The organism is Chryseobacterium sp. Tr-659, from assembly GCF_011752975.1.
GTDB lineage: Bacteria > Bacteroidota > Bacteroidia > Flavobacteriales > Weeksellaceae > Chryseobacterium.
Genome location: NZ_VWWP01000006.1, coordinates 269,083 through 287,203, shown reverse-complemented (window position 1 = coordinate 287,203; position 18,121 = coordinate 269,083). Strand labels below are relative to the sequence as shown.

General features: G+C 34.9%; 13 protein-coding genes. 6 read left to right on the top strand and 7 right to left on the bottom strand.

The features are described 5' to 3' along the window. Nucleotides 1-87: 87 nt before the first annotated feature. From F3J23_RS14730 to F3J23_RS14705, 6 genes are all read right to left on the bottom strand, one after another. Nucleotides 88-450, bottom strand: a complete 363-nt coding sequence (locus F3J23_RS14730) for a hypothetical protein (RefSeq protein WP_167030512.1) — start codon at nt 448-450, stop codon at nt 88-90. A 127-nt stretch (nt 451-577) separates the two neighbouring features. After that, the gene (locus F3J23_RS14725) at nt 578-1,138 is read right to left on the bottom strand and encodes an RNA polymerase sigma factor (RefSeq protein WP_167030509.1); all 561 of its coding nucleotides are present in this window, start codon (nt 1,136-1,138) and stop codon (nt 578-580) included. A 223-nt stretch (nt 1,139-1,361) separates the two neighbouring features. After that, a complete protein-coding gene (locus F3J23_RS14720; RefSeq protein WP_194303861.1) occupies nt 1,362-1,904 on the bottom strand; it encodes a hypothetical protein in 543 nt (180 codons plus the stop codon). A gap of 27 nt (nt 1,905-1,931) precedes the next feature. Next, nucleotides 1,932-4,367, bottom strand: coding sequence for a hypothetical protein (locus F3J23_RS14715; protein ID WP_167030504.1), 2,436 nt, complete (start codon nt 4,365-4,367; stop codon nt 1,932-1,934). A 120-nt stretch (nt 4,368-4,487) separates the two neighbouring features. Next, entirely contained in the window at nt 4,488-4,817 is a 330-nt protein-coding gene (locus F3J23_RS14710) for a helix-turn-helix domain-containing protein (protein ID WP_228455346.1), read from the bottom strand. A 185-nt stretch (nt 4,818-5,002) separates the two neighbouring features. Next, nucleotides 5,003-5,416, bottom strand: a complete 414-nt coding sequence (locus F3J23_RS14705; RefSeq protein WP_167030500.1) for a transposase — start codon at nt 5,414-5,416, stop codon at nt 5,003-5,005. A 324-nt stretch (nt 5,417-5,740) separates the two neighbouring features. On the opposite strand from F3J23_RS14705, the gene F3J23_RS14700 reads away from it, so the two are divergent. The 3 genes from F3J23_RS14700 to F3J23_RS14690 all read left to right on the top strand — a co-directional run bounded on the left by F3J23_RS14700 (nt 5,741) and on the right by F3J23_RS14690 (nt 9,736). Beyond that, a complete protein-coding gene (locus tag F3J23_RS14700; RefSeq protein WP_167030497.1) occupies nt 5,741-7,447 on the top strand; it encodes a tetratricopeptide repeat protein in 1,707 nt (568 codons plus the stop codon). Nucleotides 7,448-7,943: 496 nt separating this feature from the next. After that, nucleotides 7,944-8,843: a C1 family peptidase gene (locus tag F3J23_RS14695; protein ID WP_167030494.1), complete on the top strand. Its 900-nt coding sequence runs from the start codon at nt 7,944-7,946 to the stop codon at nt 8,841-8,843. A gap of 647 nt (nt 8,844-9,490) precedes the next feature. Continuing rightward, the gene (locus F3J23_RS14690; RefSeq protein ID WP_167030491.1) at nt 9,491-9,736 is read left to right on the top strand and encodes a hypothetical protein; all 246 of its coding nucleotides are present in this window, start codon (nt 9,491-9,493) and stop codon (nt 9,734-9,736) included. 154 nt (nt 9,737-9,890) lie between these two features. Here F3J23_RS14690 and F3J23_RS14685 read toward each other — a convergent pair whose 3' ends face one another. Then, the gene (locus F3J23_RS14685) at nt 9,891-11,801 is read right to left on the bottom strand and encodes an amidohydrolase (protein ID WP_167030488.1); all 1,911 of its coding nucleotides are present in this window, start codon (nt 11,799-11,801) and stop codon (nt 9,891-9,893) included. A 457-nt stretch (nt 11,802-12,258) separates the two neighbouring features. Here F3J23_RS14685 and F3J23_RS14680 point away from each other — a divergent pair, with 457 nt between their 5' ends. The 3 genes from F3J23_RS14680 (at nt 12,259) to F3J23_RS14670 (ending at nt 18,068) form a co-directional block, all read left to right on the top strand. After that, nucleotides 12,259-14,649, top strand: coding sequence for a TonB-dependent receptor plug domain-containing protein (locus F3J23_RS14680; protein WP_167030485.1), 2,391 nt, complete (start codon nt 12,259-12,261; stop codon nt 14,647-14,649). A gap of 648 nt (nt 14,650-15,297) precedes the next feature. After that, nucleotides 15,298-15,759, top strand: coding sequence for a hypothetical protein (locus tag F3J23_RS14675; RefSeq protein ID WP_167030480.1), 462 nt, complete (start codon nt 15,298-15,300; stop codon nt 15,757-15,759). Nucleotides 15,760-16,184: 425 nt separating this feature from the next. Then, nucleotides 16,185-18,068: a type VI secretion system Vgr family protein gene (locus F3J23_RS14670; RefSeq protein ID WP_167030477.1), complete on the top strand. Its 1,884-nt coding sequence runs from the start codon at nt 16,185-16,187 to the stop codon at nt 18,066-18,068. Nucleotides 18,069-18,121 lie beyond the last annotated feature (53 nt).

Genomic DNA, 18,121 nt, shown 5'->3' with positions numbered 1-18,121 from the left:
GGGTCAATTTTCCCTTCAGCATATATCAGTTTACCGGACATATTGTAGATTTCCAGATTTATCTTTCCTAACAAGACTTTAGGAGAATCAACAAAGAGTATATTTTGGGCAGGGTTGGAAAACACGAATATTGCCCGGTTCAACTGATATTTTTGGTGTAGCTAATGAAGTTTCACACTCTGCGGGAATGCTAAAATCTTCTATCTGATCATTTGTAATATTTTTTAGGCCAACGGACCCTGCGTTTTTGCTGTATTGTAATGACCATCCATTTAATAACTGAGAAGGATCTATCCCGTAAGTTTTAAAATCAGTAAGATCTGCTTTTTTAAAACCGGTTGATGAATTTTCAGAAATGTAATTCTGTATCATTCTTTTGTAATCATCTTGTTGTGCAGACAAGACACCACATAACAAAACAGCTATCGTAAATAATAATTTATTTTTCATTTTCTGCCTGATTTATTAGGCACCTCTATGATCTTTCGATGACTGATAAGGGGCCTTTATAATTAAGGTTCAAAAAATTGAAAAAAATCACCTGATATTTTTAAAACAAACAGTAAACAATTGATTATCAGGCTAAAAAAATTTGTTTTTGTTTAACATTTTTTATCTGTTCAATGCATTTATATTTCTGATTCTGTGCATTATGCTTATTAGAATAATTATATTTTTGTTGAATTTCAATGATATTTTTATTCTTGAAAAAGATATCAGTAAGCAAATCCTGACAATGATCAGAAATCTTTTTCATATAGTCCGAAAGCTTTTCCAGATAGTCTATTTCTTTGTCTATAGCAAGATCTATCGCATGTTGATTTTCCTGATAATATTGATCAGGGTATTCTACATAAAATACTCTATTCGTTAATTTTCTAAGCCATAAATTTTTTGTAATTCCCATTAAATAATTACTGAGACATGTATACACCTCAAAATTATCTGCATGTAGTTTTTCAAACAAAATAAGAAGAGCATCCTGAAAAATATCTTCCGCATCTTCAGATTTTCCTTTATTTTTTAAAATATAGTCTTTGCATTTGGGATAATATGTTATATACAACAGCCCAAAAGCGTTCTCGCAATCATTTTTAAAATCTTCAATTGCCAGTTTATTTACTTTTACAGGATCCATAATGTTATTTTTTAATTATAAATTTCAATGATATTATCTGTATATTTTCTTGAGTTCATCCTATCGTAATGGTTAGCCTTATTTCCCTTCCATTACATTTTTTATAAAGCTTTGCTTTATGCTGATCAATACCTTTTTTAATTCCTTATCTAATCACTTATAAAGAGGCCCCTTGCGGGGCCCAACCACATAAATATAAACTTGCACCAAAAATTATATATTATCATGGTTTCCAAAAACTCCACACCTTTCCGTTAAAAACAGCCAGTTGTTTCGCTGTTGTATCATATACCATCATACCCGGGGCAGGATTAATAATGTTTAAATGAGGACTGGCAACTTTAGGCAAAATCATCGCTCTGTTCGTATCTTCAAGTACCAGAATCCCCGGATCGGGTCCCGGAGCTCCAACAGTAACTTTTGCTCCGGGCTCTTCGATGAATGGATTTTGCATTAAGACCCCGTCTGTACCCGTTACCGGATCTACGGTAGTGCCTGTGGTGTCTACTGAAAGATCTTTCCAGCCGGACGCATATTTTACTTTTACTTTATGGTCTGATAGATCGTATGCTATTGTTCCGTTCACAGCTCCTGTGACATCTCCTGTACTGGTAACCCAGGGAAGAATCATTCCTTTATTTCCGGTTTCAAACTCTAATGAAACCGAAGGACTGGTAACAGAAGCTTTTCCTATGGCTACCTGTCCCGAAACAGCAGCAGCTCCTGATAAAAAGATAAGTATCGTAATTGTTTTTATTGTATTCATTGTGTTTATAATGTAAAGGTTATAGGATTAAGGGCATGTTTGGGTATTGAAGCATTTCCATCCTGCTGCAGTTCCATCTGTGTTGATATACAGGCAGTCTGAAGTAATATTGTAGACCATCATTCCCTCTGACAGATTGGCTGCCGGAATTGCATTAATCTGTGCAGTGGTTAGCCTGTTGGGTACAAACCCTTTAGTTTTGGCTTCAAGTGCTATCCATCCGCCTTTTCTTACTCCGGGCCAGCTTCCGGTGCTATCTCCTGATCTTCCTAAAGCAGTAATCCCATACAGGGTAGGTAAAATAGTTCCTGCAGTAACCGCTGGTTTAAAACAGCCAAAAGAACATAAGGTAATGCTTGCATTCAAAGCATTGGTGTAGGTATAGGTTCCTTTATAAGCGGCTGATAAAGTATCGTTATTCTCTATCATATTGTAGAATCCGTTTGCTCCGTAATCGGCTGGAGTATTGTTTCCTACGGTAGCATTCGGAGATAATGTTGAAGATGGATTATTTAATGTTCCGGGACTGACGGTTCCTCCGTTGGCTGTGATAAAAGCAACAACACCGGCTTCAAAAGCATCTGAACAGCCGTCATTGTCACTATCCGTATCCAAATAGTTCGGGATACCATCACCATCAAAATCACAAACACTAACAGATGCGCCCACTGCTGCTACTCTGTCAATTACAAAGTCATCAGCAACTCCTCCGGATACTGAAGGATAAAATAATAGATCATAATTTCCTGATAATGCCGGAACAAAGCTTCCGCTAAAGTTTTTGTAGCTTGGGTTACTTGAAGTTCCAGGTAATGTATTCATTACTCCTGATTCTAATATTTTTTCAGGTTTCTGAGTATCTGCATTATAAAGCATTACAATATATTTATTGGTACTTCCTGAACCACCACGAAGCCCCAGATCAAAAGTATAATTATAAGTTGCTCCGGCTACCAAAGGTGTTGATAACTTATTCACTACCGGTCTTTGAGGGTCTTGTTCCTGCAAAATATATTGGAGACCTGTTGCGGTGTTAACTCCATCATTCTGATCAAAAAGACCTCCGGTGAGTGGTGAATTGACCTGGTTGCCTCCTCCGACTCCATAATTGTATACCGCTCCAGTATTCGAAATAGGTATTACAGTTGGAGTGAATGGCTCTGAAATAGGAAGTGCTGTTGTTGAAAATCCCATAAACCAATTGGGAAGATTGGCTGCCGTTGTTGAGAATCCTCCATTGGTAGCCAAATTGCCAAACATTCCAGGACATTCTACCTTATCCAGAACCCCATCATTATCATCATCGATATCCATATAATCAGGAACTCCGTCTCCGTCTGTATCTACTAAAGGAGAGCAGGTATCTCCTATTTTGTTGTGGTCAAGGTCTGCCGATTTACTTTCACTGATCCCAACACCCTGTCCTCCATTAGCAATGACTGGAATTCCATTGGCATCTACAGTATTTCCTAAATTAGCGGTAACAGGAGCAGCATAACCATTGTAGGAAGTTCCGGTATTTCCTCCGGCAATAGAAGACGTTACTAAACTGGAATTGGTAAAACCTCCGCTTCCTTCAATAGCATCCGGGCATCCGTCTCCATCACTGTCAAGATCGAGATAATCTGGAATTCCATCACCATCGGTATCAACCACAGGGCAAATGTTATCTAAGATCAAATCCACCCCATCTCCGCCTGCATTCCCAAAATTATTGGCAGCAGCGGGAAAACTCAAGGTTATTTCATCTGTTATTTGGTTAATTTGTAATGATCCACCTGCAGCATGTGTATTATCTGCTCCGGTATTAGAATTGGCAATAAAAGTTGTTGCAACAGCGTTTCCCGCACCACTGTCTTTAACTGTTGTTGCAGTAGAAAGGAAATCATTTGTGGCCCCTGGAAGACTTGTCCAGGTTAATCCATTACCTAATGTTATTAAAGCTGATGTGGCTCTTGCGGTTCCGCTAGTTCCAAATGTTCCTGCAGAATTACCACCCAGACGATCAACATGAATGATAGGCCTGTCAACCTTTACCTTAGATCCGTCTGCTCTTTCAAATTTAATAGAAACAACTGTATTCCATGTGTATAAACTTTGTAAAGAAGCATGCCCCTTCATGGAAACGGGGCTCCAAAAATTATTTGTTGCATTAAAATTACTATTAGTGAAATTTCCCGTTCCGGAAACTTTACTTATCTTGGCAATTACACCGTTTCCAAAATCATAACTTGCAGATGTACCGTTTATTACCCATAATCCTGAAGCCTGCGGATTGGTACAGAATCCTTCGTTTACATCCAGTATTCCATCATTATCATCATCCAGGTCCACTTGATTTACAATGCCATCTCCATCCCAATCATCCATTGGCCCGGTCTGCGCAGAGAGTGGAGTAAAAAGGGGAATCCCCATTAAGAATAAAAGACAGTATAAGCTGTCCGAAAAAATTTTTTTTCTCATAAGTGTAAATTTTAAAATATTATTTGTTTGTGTTTTTTTAGAGATCAATTAGAACAGATCGCCTTGAAAATCTTAATAATCTCTTTATATCAAAGCTCTGCCTATAATCTCATCAGTAGTCTAAAAGTGTTTTTTTTTCCATGCTGCCACTGTATTTCTGCTAAGCCCGTAAAGAACAGCCAATTGGGTATTCGTAAGTTTATGAAGCTTCTGATAATTAAGAATTTTAACAATAACAGTCTTATCATATGATCTGTGCCTGTTATTTTTCAAAGATTGTTCATCAGTAAGCTTTCCAAAAATGATTTTTTCCAGATTTATAATGTCCAATTCAGATAATATATTTTTTTTCAGAATAGACAGGCATTTGATCTTCTTTTCTGGAAATTTAATATTGATTAAATCTTCATAAATTTTTTTGTAATCTGGTTTCGATTCTTCCATCTTCATATTAAAATTTTGATTAAACTTATATTTTTCATTGTGTTTTCTTACTTAATCAGATCTTTCTGTATTTTAAATGACACAGCAATCTGTTGTTACATATACCAACCTGAGCACTAAAACTCATTATAAATTTTATTTTATAATTTTTATTACGCTATTCTTACTTTTCACTTAAAATCTAAATAAGATTAATATTTTTCATTCCATTTATGTAAGGTCGTTCTTGGAATTCTATATTCTTTTAAAATTTCCTCTTTGGTTTTCTCTCCTGTCCTCAGCATCTCAAGAATAAACCTGATCATTTCTGTTGTATAAAGATTTTTCCTGAATATTGGCAGCCCGTTTTTTTTATCTTTATAGGCCGTTATTTTTTTCTGAGGCGCATAAAGAATGAGATGCTGGGAATACAATCTGAAAAAATCATATTCTAAAAGTTTACTCCATTTTAAAAGAAGCTCAGTGGGAAGATCTTTTTGTTTATACATTTCTTCTATATCTTCTTCATCACATTTCAAAAACTTACTTATGCGTTCTATGCTTATCTGATTGTTCTCTACTTCACATTTAATTAAATATCCAATGTTGATGTTTTTTAAATCCATTTTCATCCAATTTTTCTCTTTCACCAAAGTTTTTAATCCCTATTATATCATGAAAAATAAAAATGATATTTCTTCTTAAATTCATGAAATTTCGAAAGCGAATTTATAGATGAAGTAGAAAGAAAAAAGAAACTAAAAGGTTAATTTGTATTAATATTTTTATATTTTTTGAAAAAAATGTATTAACTTTAAAAAAACAAACTCCTGTAAATCAGTATTTTATTTTTTTCAAATAATTAATTCGCATAATGTATAGCATTAACAAAAATGTATAGCATATAATAAAATTTTTATTTGTAAAATTGCTTCTGAAACATAACATGAATGAAAAAAATTATACCTATTTTTTTGCTTTTACTCTTTTTCTTTACCTCCTGTGAACGTGAAGAGGAAAACGACTATTTCCTTGCGATCAGCAAAGAACTTACGTTGGATGTTAAGAAGGATCCTGTAAAAATGAAGGAAATATTTACGCGGGAATTACAGAAATATCAAGAAACAGGAAACACAAAATTTTTGATCAGCAGTAAGCAGGTCGAAATGGTCATATATGAAAATGACAAACTAAAACAAATCCCGCTATGCTATGATCTTATGAAGATCAATGATGATAGATATGCTTTCATTACCATTGACTGTAATAGTAATCTTGCAGCTTATTTTGAAAAAAGCGCTCCTGACTGGGCTATGCGATACATTAATATTGCTATTAACATCAGTGAGGAAACTACGAAAAAGTATTCATTGGGGCATCTTTATCATTTTAAAGGAAGAATATTATATAATGATGGAGAATATGAAAAAGCACTGAAGTTATTCACGAAAGCTCTTGAAATCTTTGAAAAAGAAAATGAAACGCTTTACGTTGCATCCATGCATAACAATTATGGGCTATGTTATGACAAAATGAATCAGCCTAAAAGAGCCATTGCTGAAACTGAAAAAGCAATTAAAATGCTTAATGACAAACCTAATTTAAGGAATGTAGAAAAGCTTTTCTTAAATTATATGAAAGAAGGGCTTGCCGGTTACTATAAAAAAGAAGGAAACTATGAAAAAGCAGAAACTCTACTGCAATCCGAGTTAGCGTTTTCATTGCAAAATAAAAATTATGGAATGGTTGTTACAACCTCAAGATCATTGATGAGTATTTATGACAGCATTCTTATCAACCCCGCCGGAACAAAAAGTATCATCAGCTCATTAAAAGCAATAGAGCCCAAGATGATTATTAATGAAAACAAAATTATCCTCAACACGATTCTTCAGGATTATTATTTAAAAACAAATGATATCCAAAGCCTTAAGACTGTTACCCGAAAGCTGATAGATCTTAACAATGAACATGACCAAAATTACAAACAGGAAATTGAAACCAAACTCAACTTTGCAGATCAATACCTTATTAAATCTGTTACCCAGGAATGGGCGTATGAAAAAAAGAAAAATATATTTCTCCTGATTGGATTCTTTATTCTTATTACTTCTTTTTCATTGATTATATTTCTTCTAAAAAAGATGAAAGAAAGAAAGGAAGCGGTGTATATACAGGAAAAAATAATATCCAAGAATCAAAAACAAATCTTAGAGCAAGAGGTACAGCTTCAAAGAGAAAAAATTAATAATTTACGTCTCAATCTCAATTTAAAAACAGAAACAGAAAGGGAGTTTTTAGAGAATATCAAAAAGATCAAAAAGTCAAAAAATATTGATACAGAAGAATTATTAAGAAATCTGCAGTTAAAAATAAACAATCTGATATTGATTGATAAGAGAAACAACCAATTTCTTGATGAAGACTCTGATGAAAATAAGAAATTTATAGAAACACTTTCTTCAAAATATCCTTCTCTTACCACACAGGAATTACAGCTTTGTGTATACTTTAAACTAGATCTTACGGCTAAAGAAATTTCTTTGCTAAAAAAATTCACTGTGGGAAGCATCAGAGTATATAAAACTAAAATTAAAACTAAAATGGGACTTGGCAGAGAAGACAGCTTAAATATCTTTTTGAATAGTTTAAATTAGATCCTATCATTCTAATTATTTTTTAATTGAGCTTGTCCACCACACGGGTAGGCCAGAAAACTGAGAGTCCACAATTGATCTCTAACCTGCTGCCTTATTGTTCCGGATTGCAAATATCCGGAATTGCTTCAGGCATAAACATCTTTATTATTAAAACTGGAGATCACATCACTATCAGAATGTAGAATTCAATTCATTTACATTATCCTTTCTTAAAACTCTTAAAGTCTTTTTTTTAAGGCCTTTAAGAATCGTGTATTTTAAATGAGTAAGCTGCTGTTCCTCTAAAGGTTAAAATATTTCATTCATAAATGATTTAAAAACAGTATTAATAATTATTAATGTAACTCGTTATCATTATAAAAGATATTAATAAAAAAAACATAATACACTGATTTACAACAATATAAAAACAGCATACTTTAAGACATCATATTTGGATTTGTTAAAAATATAAAAAAAAATACCTTTGAAACGTAACCAACAAAATAAAAATATGAAAACAAAATCAATTATTGTAGCACTCAGTGTACTCACTCTTTCAGCATGTAATTCTAATGAAGACATGGAAGTTGAAAAGCCAATCCCTGAGCCTCAAAAACAATACTCTCTGGGGGCCAAGCTTATAGATCAAGACACTTATGCATCTTTCCAAAAAGCAGATATTAATGCTTTAACATTTAAATTTAAAAATAAGAATTTTGAGAGTGCTAAAAAAGCTCTTCCTGGCAGTTATTTTATTGCAGGAACTCCTATTGGCGATCAGGGCTCAGAGGGATCATGTGTTGGCTGGGCAACAACCTACGCTGCAGCAAGTTCTCTTGAACTTAATTTTAAAGGAGTTAATTCGGCAAGAAGCCCGGAATATGTATTTAACCAAATAAAAGTAAGTAATGATTGTCAGGGCTCCTATGTAAAAGATGCTCTCAATCTTCTAAAAAATCAAGGAGCCTGCAGCTGGACAGAAATGCCATATACTGATACAGGCTGTTCAACTTTACCCAATGCAGCACAAAAATTAGCGGCATCTACTCATAAATTAACAAACTGGGCAACAGTAGATAACACAGATATTGCAGGGGTAAAAACACTATTAAGTATGGACCTGCCTGTTGTTATTGCTGTAACGGTTGACGCCAGTTTTGATAATATGAAAAACACTAATTGGATATGGAAATCACATTCAGGAGCTGTACGTGGAGGCCATGCAATATGCGTTGTGGGGTATGATGATACTAAGAAGGCATTTAAAGTACAAAATTCTTGGGGAAATTCCTGGGGAGATAATGGTTATTTCTGGATAGACTATACCTTCTTCTCTAAATCTACCAACTTACTTTCAATATTAACAGGTAAAGGAGCCATAGATGAAGCATATGTTGCATATGTTGAATAAACAAACAGATTAATCATAATTATACTTTGAGGATTATTGTAATTATTCAAAGAAAATAATTCAAATATTTACTTTTTTAAGAAGGTAGTTTTCTTATAATTTTTTTGAATAAAAAGTGAGTTTTTTTTGGCCTTCTGCTTTACTGCAGAAGGTTTTGTTTTGTTACATTAGAAATACCCATAAAAATTTTATACCCATAGAAATTACTGTTGAGTTCTATTAAATTCGGAATACTCAATATTTATTTTTGTTCGAAGGACGGCTCCCTTTTCATCTTATCAGCTATATGATGAATATTAAGATTACAGGATTATTTTTAATTTCATATCATTACACATTAATAATCAACAAACTATAAATAATTTTTCTGCATCAAATCTAACTTATATGAAGACTTTATTAAAACATACTCAAGAGAGCCCTCAAAAAGCATTACAATTACCTTATTCAATATAAATAATACTATTTTATAAAAAATTAAAAAACAAAAAGAATAAAAATTATTAATTTGACAAGAAAAACAGACATTAATCTCAAAATAAATGATTACCTTTCTTACAAAAATAGGGACGTATTTCTACCCCCTCTCTTCTCTCCAAATTAATATAAATTAATTACGATAATTCAAATAACTAAAATATTTTATTATGAAAAATCTCAAATTTAAATTAAATGTCAACGGAGCAAAAGCTTTAAATCGATTAAACTTGAAGAGCATCCATGGAGGGGTCTCTGCAGGCCCCTGTGATACCTGGGAAAATGCTGAATTTTCAACATGCTTCAACTGCTGTCTTGGATATTATCAAGGTCAGACAGATCAAACAATGGGACCCGGTCCTTATGATGTTTGTGAGAGTTTCTGCGGCGGAACTCCCGTTGTGATTCATCCTTAAAATATACTTTTTATAAAGCATCTGATAACAAAAAAGGAACCTGTTTCTAAAGAGAGACAGGTTCTTTTTTTACAGGTAAACATTCCTAAAGTTATATGCTTATAGAAATCTCCCTTAAAGAGACAATTTTCAGATGGATTAACAAATCAGCTCATTATGAATTACCTGAAAAAATAGTATCTTTTTCGGTTATTACTTTTGCTGCCTTATCGTTCACATACACAGGTATACCACCTACCCAGGTTTCCAATACCGGGATATTACGCATTTTCATATATTGTGAAGATTGAGTGGTCAGGGAAAGAGGATCTTGTTCCAATATCACAAAATCAGCAAAATAACCTTCATTTAATGAACCTACCCATTTATCTGCATAGCACTGCCATGCCGCGTCATAAGTAACAGCAATAAGAGCCTGCTCGGGAGTAAGGTATTCAGCACTGTTCAATACTTCAATACTTGTTGTCTTCTTTTCCATGATTCTGGTAATCGATTGTTCCATCATTCTCAAAGGCCCCAACGGACTTACCTCATTATCGCTATGAAGAGTAATTCTCATCCCGGCTGCAAGTGTGGAACCACAAAGGTCAAGCATCTCTGCTTTTTCACCGAATATTACTTTCTTGAAAGCATATCCCCAATACCCTACGTGCCCGATAAGGAAACTTGGTGAAACACCCATTTGCAGCATATTTGTAATTTGATCCGCTGTCAGAAGCGAGCAGTGTTCTATACGGTTACGAAGCTCAGGACCTCTGTATTGAGCCAGACTGCGCTGATATGCGTTGATTGCAAATGTTACCGCCTGATCACCATTAGCATGAACCATTAACGGCCAGCCTTTTTTAGCAACTACCGTATCAATTAAGGTGTTGTAGCTGGGGGGAATTGTATGAGCAGGAATACCTGCCTGCGGAAAATTAAATACCCCTGTATTATTTTCAGGATTACACAGATAAGGAGCACTCTGATAGCCTGTCAGCCCCTGATTCGAGCCATCCGAAACCACTTTAATATGCCCATAATATACCGGCTTATAATTCTTCGGTTCTGCATAAGGCTCCAGTTTATCAACTTCTTCCTGGCTAGAACAAAGATATGCACCGCCTGTTCTCACCAGTTCCGGATGCGTTTCAAAATATTTGGTTAAGAGTATTTCTGAACCGTTATTCAGCCCGGCATCATACATAAAAGTAATTCCTCTTGAATTAGCTTCTTTAAAAAGATGAGTAAGGTTACTATTAATCTGAAGACTCATCGCAATGATCTGCAGTTTTACAGCCATTAAAGCGGGTGTCATTTGTAAACCTTCCTGCAACTGTCCCTGGGTATCACTAATATACTTTTCAACGGTTTTATATTTATCCTGTATTTTAGTACTGTGTTTAAATACATATTCTAATGCTTTTGTATTCAGATAGAGCGTATGCATAGAAGCACTTAACAACATCATAGGTATATCAGCATTAATACCATCAAGCAGTGTATTATTAATTGTTATCAACTCTTTTTTACCATTTATTTCTTCAAAAGGCATTAACGACGGATCTAATCCTTTTCCCAAAATTACATACCCGGGAATGCTGGGAATATCCTTATTTATGATTAACCCGACAGATGTCAAATCGTATACAGGCCGTAAATTTTGCCCCTCAAAAGGGCTCACGTCCTTCCAACCATGTGTCATAGCCGCGGGAACCATATGAACATGAGGTTCGATGAGACCGGGAAGCAGCGTTTGGGTTCCGGTTAATTGCTTTTTTTGAAATTGAGGATAGTTTTTGCTCATATATTTTTTTACATCCGTTTTATTACCGGTAACAACAACTTTTCCATCAGCTATCCCAATAGATTCGACTTTTTCCGTTGAACCTCCAATCATTGGCCGGATATTTTCTCCGCTGATCATCAGGGTTTGTGGTTTTTCGTGAGTAGCTTTTCCGGAACCGGGGTTTATTTTCGTCAGATTTTCTGCACTGAAAAGTTCTTCTTTAAGAATTTTTAAAACAGGATTGTCACAAGAACAATGTGTGCAGCCGTGCGTGTGTGTGTGTAAGTTTTCCATAGGATTGATTGGGTTTTAGTTTATGTTTAAATGAGTTCTGTTAAGCGTACAAATACAACCTTATCATTAGATAAGATTAAATTATATCATTGAAAATAAAAATGATTATTTAAAATATATTAATTTGACATAAATATTTATGATTAAATATTTATCATTTATTTTCATGTATTAGTTTACTTTATAAAAATAGTAAAAATATTCTTTCGATGTATTTTTTATCACCTAATATTGATTAATTTTTTTCATATAAGGATTTAAGTTACAATACATTCATATTTAATTCACATTTACAATATGTATTTCCTCAACATTCCACGAAGTATTCTATCTTAAAATTTTCACCCGCAAGATTCCATCAATATTATTTTTTTATTCCGAATTAAGAAGTTAATAGTAATTTTCAACTCTTTAAATCATTAAATTAGCACAGAATTAAAAATGCACTAAGATTTTTATGAAAAATATATTCTGTGTATTGCTTATCTCGATGGTACAGCCAATATGGGCACAATCTAAATTAGAAAAAGCACTTACCAACCTTGAGAATAATTACGAGCAAGAGAAAGTATACTTACTTACAGACAAACCCCAATATGCCGCTGGTGACAAAATCTGGTTTAAAAGTTTTGTATTTGATGGGTACAATCGCTCCACATTATCTACTACTTTGTTTGTAGAATTGTACAATTCTGATAAAAAGTTAATCGATTGGAAAACTATACTTCTCACTAACGGTGAAGGCAGTGGAGATTTTCAATTGAAAGAAGACCTGTCTGAACAGGTTTACTTTGTAAGAGCTTATACTCCTTACATGACCAATTTCAACGAAGATTTTCAGATTGTTAAAGCCCTTCCTGTTTACAACCCTAATTCCACACAATCATTAGCAATCTCAAAAAGCTCCGATTGGTCTGCAAAAGTCTCTCCCGAAGGCGGAACTTTTTTGAATGGTATAGCTGCAAAATTTGCTGTAAGGTTATCCAGTGAAGCTTCATTACCGGAAAGCTGGACCGGAAAAATAATAGAAATTCAAAATCCTAATACTCCCATAACTACATTTAAATCTTTTGATAAAAATGTTGCATCCTTTACCATAATCCCGGCTTCAGGAAAAAAATACCAGGCTATTATTCAGGATAATACAGGAAAAAGTAAAACAATAGATTTGCCTCCAGTTGCAGACAGCGGCCTCCATTTAGAAGTTAACAGTTCTAAAGAAGGCATTAAATACACCTTAAAAGGGGCTAACTTAAAACAGCAGCTTCAAAATTATAAAATTGTAGGAACCATCAACAATCACCTTGCTTATAAAGCCAATATTAACCAGCTGACTAATGAGGTTTCAAGCCTTATTCCTACAAAAATCAGCAATGGAGCCAATGGTATTTTGCAGCTAGCCATTTTTGATGAACAAGACAATCTGGTGGCCAAAAGGCTTTGTTTTATAAAACCCAATAATTTAAAGATTGAAAAAGCAGAAATTATAGCCCAGAGCATAAAACAAACTCCAAGGTCTTTTAATAGTATTGATCTTTCCCCAGAGTCTTATTTTAAAAATTACACCGTTTTGGTAAGTGAAGATGACGGCAGCAATAATCCGGAAGAAGAAAATATCCTGAGCGGACTTTGGCTGACGGGAGATTTTACCTCATCTATAGACCATCCGGCACAATATTTTTCTAAAAATGCCAATAGTGAAGCGCTGGATGCTCTGCTGATTTCTGAAAACTGGAAAAGATTTGATTGGAATACCGTACTTAGCGGATATACACCCACTATTAAGGCAAATTCTCAAAAATACCTTTCTTACAGGATAAAGCCAATTAAGAACAACGCTCTGATGATCAACTCCAATGTCATTTTAGGGTTGAAATTAGGCAAAAATGAATCCAGTATTACCCCTTTTAAAACGGACCAAAACGGATATGTCTACCTGGATAATCTTAACTTTGATGAACCTCTGGAAGTTTCATTGTTCGCCAATTCGGAAAATAAAGAATCCAGTACGGATAATCTATTCGTTACAGCAGAGCCACTGGTAAATCCTACACCATTTAAAGGTAATTTGCCAAGTACAAAATACACATTGGTGAAAACCAGTGGAACCAAAACTCTCCCTCCCACAATTTCCAGAGCTATTAACACTCAAAAAAACTATAAAAAACTAGAGAGTGAAGATATACAAATCCAGGAAGTAGCCTTAGTAGGAAAAAAGAAAGATCCGAAAGAAGACTTAGACAAGCAGCTGTCCAGCGGAATGTTCAGTTCTGTGAATTCTACTATATTTGACTTCGTCAATGAAGACCAGCACGCAGCAGGATCAACCAATATTTTGGACTGGCTGCAAGGAAGAGCTGCAGGGGTAACATTTCAACGAAATAATACCGGTGTAAATGTACCCTACATTCGCGGCCAGCAGGCGAAACTTTATTTAGATGAAGTTCCTACTGATCCTACAATGATCTCCAGTCTTCCTATCAGCAATATTGCTATGGTTAAAATTATTAAAGCATCAGGATTAATAGGTGACGCGGTAGCCATTTATACGATGAAAGGCAATATGAAATCTAAGAATACCGAAAAAGAAGCGAAAAAGAACAATTCATCAATCATAAAAGGATATGATAAACCTTCGGAATTTCTTATTGAAATGCTTGATGATGACGCAAAAATCGAAAAGGATACAAGGGAAACCCTCTATTGGAATCCTAATTTATTCGACAGCGATTACGTTCCGCCAAGAATTAAGTTCTTCAATAATGACAGTGCTAAACAATATAAAGTACTGATCATCAGCTTTGATGAAGATGATAATCTTCTGTATGACCAGCAAATTTTTAAATGATAAAAAAGCCTTTCAGTTATTCTGAAAGGCTTTTTTAGTTTTGAAGTGCGGAGCTCGGAGAAGGAAGTCATGGAAGTTATTAACAATAGCTTTTTGTCTTTTTTAGGGTAATTTTATCGTCATTAAAAATTCTTATAATCACAAGTAACTCCCTTCTTCCAGCCTCCTTCTCCCCTCTTCCAACTTCCAGCCTTATATATAATCTTCTAAAACGCAAAGACTAGAGTCAATCTGTTTTATTAATAAGGAAGCTAAGAAAGCGACTTTGTCGTGGGATGAAGCTTTATGAATATACGATCGCTTAGAAAGAATCAATTTCGTTGATTCCATCTTTGCTCACTCAAAATATATACTCACTTGATAAAAATCTTTGCGTTACAATTAAATTATCAAACATATAGAGAAAGAAAGTAGAAAGCTGGGGAATGAATTTATTAAGATCATCAATAATAGTTTTTTGTCTTTTTTAGGGTATTTTTATCGTATTGAAAATTCTTATAATTACAAGTAACTCCCTTCTTCCTTCTTCCTTCTCCCAACTTCTTTCTACCATCCTAAAACACACAAATAATCTATCCTTCATTCAAAAAAAACAGGATCTTTCAAAAGAAACTCCTGAATATTCCGTTTAATTCTTAAATTTGACTCATGCAAAAGAACCTTTATCTCATCATCATATTATTCTCTCTTACCAGCTGTTATACTTACCAGGTAAAAAAACAAGTGAATACAACACCCGACAATAAACAGGAACCTAAGAAGAGTACAGCGCTTGCGAATAATACGGCTCCTCAAATGCAAAATACTGCCGGAGCCCAAAACCTGAACGTACAACCGGTTCCAATTAACATTCAGGAGAAACTTGCTCCTAATAAAAATGTTAAGATTGATGTTGATGGCAAGAGTTATAAAATAATTGTTGACCGATGGGAAAACGACAGCCTGGTTGCTCACCCGGTTCGTAATGCAAAAAAAACACTGAAATTCCATAAGAACCAGATCAATAGTGAGAAAATTGCAGAAAAACGCTTTTCACAGCCCATAGCTGATATTATTACAGTTACCGCCTATGCTGCAATTGGTGTTGGAATATATCTTCTTGTCCGCTAGTTAAAAAAAATCAGCCCAGATCTCCATCAATTTTCCTCACCCCTTTTCTTTTAGGAATGAAACGCAAACAGCATCCTTGTCAAGGTTTAAAACCTTGACAAGGATAGCAACCTGTTTTCTTTATTAAAGTTTATACTGTAATGGTAAAACAAGAGTCTTTTTTCCTTTCTCTATTTTATGCTTCCTCAACTAAAATTTTTGTATCCTGAGCACAGTTCCTCAAAGTTCTAAGATTCTATCTCGGGAAACAAAAACAATTTCAAACACCCATTTTTCAGAGCATCAATCTAAATCAATTTTAAACAGGTTTTTTTGAGCAGTCGTAGTTTTACTACAATTTTTCAGATTTAATATAAATTTACATTTCGTACTTTATTTTTTATCTAACTTAGGTGACATAATACCAAAAAAACGCACCTAATATTATGAAAAACACCTCAAATTCTGAGAAAGTTTCAGAAAACCACATCTCGGGGATCAACCGGGTGGTAAAACTGGAAATTGTGGTTGAGGGCAAGGCTATCAATCACTTTAAACACTTTCGTTTACAACAGAGTGCAAGAAAGCACCATGATTTTGAACTGGTATTGGCCCATGACTCGTTAGGTGAGGTACAAAACCATAACCTTGAGCAGGCCCAAAAGTTTTTAGGAAAAAGAATCACCATTATTTTTAGATATAAAGATGCTGAAAATGAAAGCCCTGAAAGAACATTTGTGGGTATCATTACTAAGGTAGCTTTCAGTCAGGAAAAAATGAGCCTGGGGAATATAATCTTAAAAGGGATGAGTCCTACAATTCTGATGGATGCGGCTCCTCATACTCAAAGTTTCGGAGGAAACCAGGGGGTGAATACCAATATTATTGCCAACCGGATTATCAAAGAAACCTTAGGGACCAACAAATTCGATTTCAGAATAGATACCCAAAACAAAAGCTATATAAGCTACAGTGCACAATACAACGAAACCCATTACAATTACCTCACAAGGATTGCAGAAGCCTACGGAGAACAGTTTTATTATGACGGCGAAATCCTTCATTTCGGAAAGCTCCCTCCTTCTGAAAAACCTATAATGTTGGTATATGGAAGCAATGTAACAGATGTGAACGTAGAGCTGAAGGCCGTTCACACCAAACCGGAATATTTTGGTTATAACAGCAGCAGACATGCTAAAATGGTGGGTACTGACGACCGCATACAACATCTAGGAGAGTTATCGTCCAAAGCATATGAACTGAATGACACTATTTTTACTACCCGGTCATTAACCCCAACTCCTATTAATGCCAATGTATTCCTTGATGTGGATGATTCTCAAAAAAGCGCAAGAGGAAGTAAAGCAGTAGAGGTTTTTACAGTTTCCGGACAAACAACGGTTCCGTTCTTATATATCGGCTGTGTTGCAGATTTAGCCATGAGAAAGACAGACAGCAATGAAACCTCTCATTTCACAACGCTTATGATTACAGAGGTAAACCACGAAGTGAATGCAAGAGGATATTATACGGGAAGCTTTGAAGCCATCGCTGAAGGAACCGGCTTCATGCCAAAACCTGATTTTGAAATGCCTAAAGCTGAACCGCAGGTAGCCACTGTAATATCCAATGTAGATCCATTGAATCAAGGTAGAATACAGGTACGGTTTGACTGGCAGCTCAATGATACTACCCATTTTATCAGAATGATGAGCCCCGATGCCGGAGGAACAGATGCAATTACCCAGAACAGAGGTTTTGTAGCCGTTCCGGAAATTGGTGATCAGGTGATGGTAGGGTTTGAATACCATAATCCCGATTTTCCATTTGCAATGGGCGGAATGTTTCACGGACAGGTAGGATTAGGCGGAGGACTGGACAATCATCTGAAATCTATACAAACGAGAAGTGGTATTAAGGTTTTAATGAATGATGCGGAAAGAAGTGTAACCATTAAAGACCCAAGTGGGAATACCTATTTTATGGATGGACAAGGGAACATTAATGTAACAGCTCCAAAAAATATGACTTTCACTGCCGGGGAAGATATGCATATTTCGGTGGGAAGAAATATGACCACCAAAATTGGACAGGACAGTACCCTGCATATTGGAAATGATCACACCGAATCTATTACAAAGAGATACACCCAGACCTCTGAAAACAAAATCGTTACCGTTAAACAAGATCAGACAGAAAGTACGGGAAGTAAATTTAAAAGTATCTCCGGAGAAGCCGATATACAGACTTCTAAAGGCGATTTAAAACTAAGAGGAACTTCATTGGCAGTATTTCAGGGAGGAAAAGACGTTAAAGTAAGTAAAGGCTAAATCTATTACAGGTGATGAAAGTCAATTTCATTATCAATGAATATGGTTATAAC

Bases quoted from the DNA above. Each gene is read 5' to 3' on its own strand.
- F3J23_RS14730 (WP_167030512.1), bottom strand. From the start codon at position 450: ATGAAAAATAAATTATTATTTACGATAGCTGTTTTGTTATGTGGTGTC.
- F3J23_RS14725 (WP_167030509.1), bottom strand. From the start codon at position 1,138: ATGGATCCTGTAAAAGTAAATAAACTGGCAATTGAAGATTTTAAAAAT.
- F3J23_RS14720 (WP_194303861.1), bottom strand. From the start codon at position 1,904: ATGAATACAATAAAAACAATTACGATACTTATCTTTTTATCAGGAGCT.
- F3J23_RS14715 (WP_167030504.1), bottom strand. From the start codon at position 4,367: ATGAGAAAAAAAATTTTTTCGGACAGCTTATACTGTCTTTTATTCTTA.
- F3J23_RS14710 (WP_228455346.1), bottom strand. From the start codon at position 4,817: ATGAAGATGGAAGAATCGAAACCAGATTACAAAAAAATTTATGAAGAT.
- F3J23_RS14705 (WP_167030500.1), bottom strand. From the start codon at position 5,416: ATGGATTTAAAAAACATCAACATTGGATATTTAATTAAATGTGAAGTA.
- F3J23_RS14700 (WP_167030497.1), top strand. From the start codon at position 5,741: ATGAAAAAAATTATACCTATTTTTTTGCTTTTACTCTTTTTCTTTACC.
- F3J23_RS14695 (WP_167030494.1), top strand. From the start codon at position 7,944: ATGAAAACAAAATCAATTATTGTAGCACTCAGTGTACTCACTCTTTCA.
- F3J23_RS14690 (WP_167030491.1), top strand. From the start codon at position 9,491: ATGAAAAATCTCAAATTTAAATTAAATGTCAACGGAGCAAAAGCTTTA.
- F3J23_RS14685 (WP_167030488.1), bottom strand. From the start codon at position 11,801: ATGGAAAACTTACACACACACACGCACGGCTGCACACATTGTTCTTGT.
- F3J23_RS14680 (WP_167030485.1), top strand. From the start codon at position 12,259: ATGAAAAATATATTCTGTGTATTGCTTATCTCGATGGTACAGCCAATA.
- F3J23_RS14675 (WP_167030480.1), top strand. From the start codon at position 15,298: ATGCAAAAGAACCTTTATCTCATCATCATATTATTCTCTCTTACCAGC.
- F3J23_RS14670 (WP_167030477.1), top strand. From the start codon at position 16,185: ATGAAAAACACCTCAAATTCTGAGAAAGTTTCAGAAAACCACATCTCG.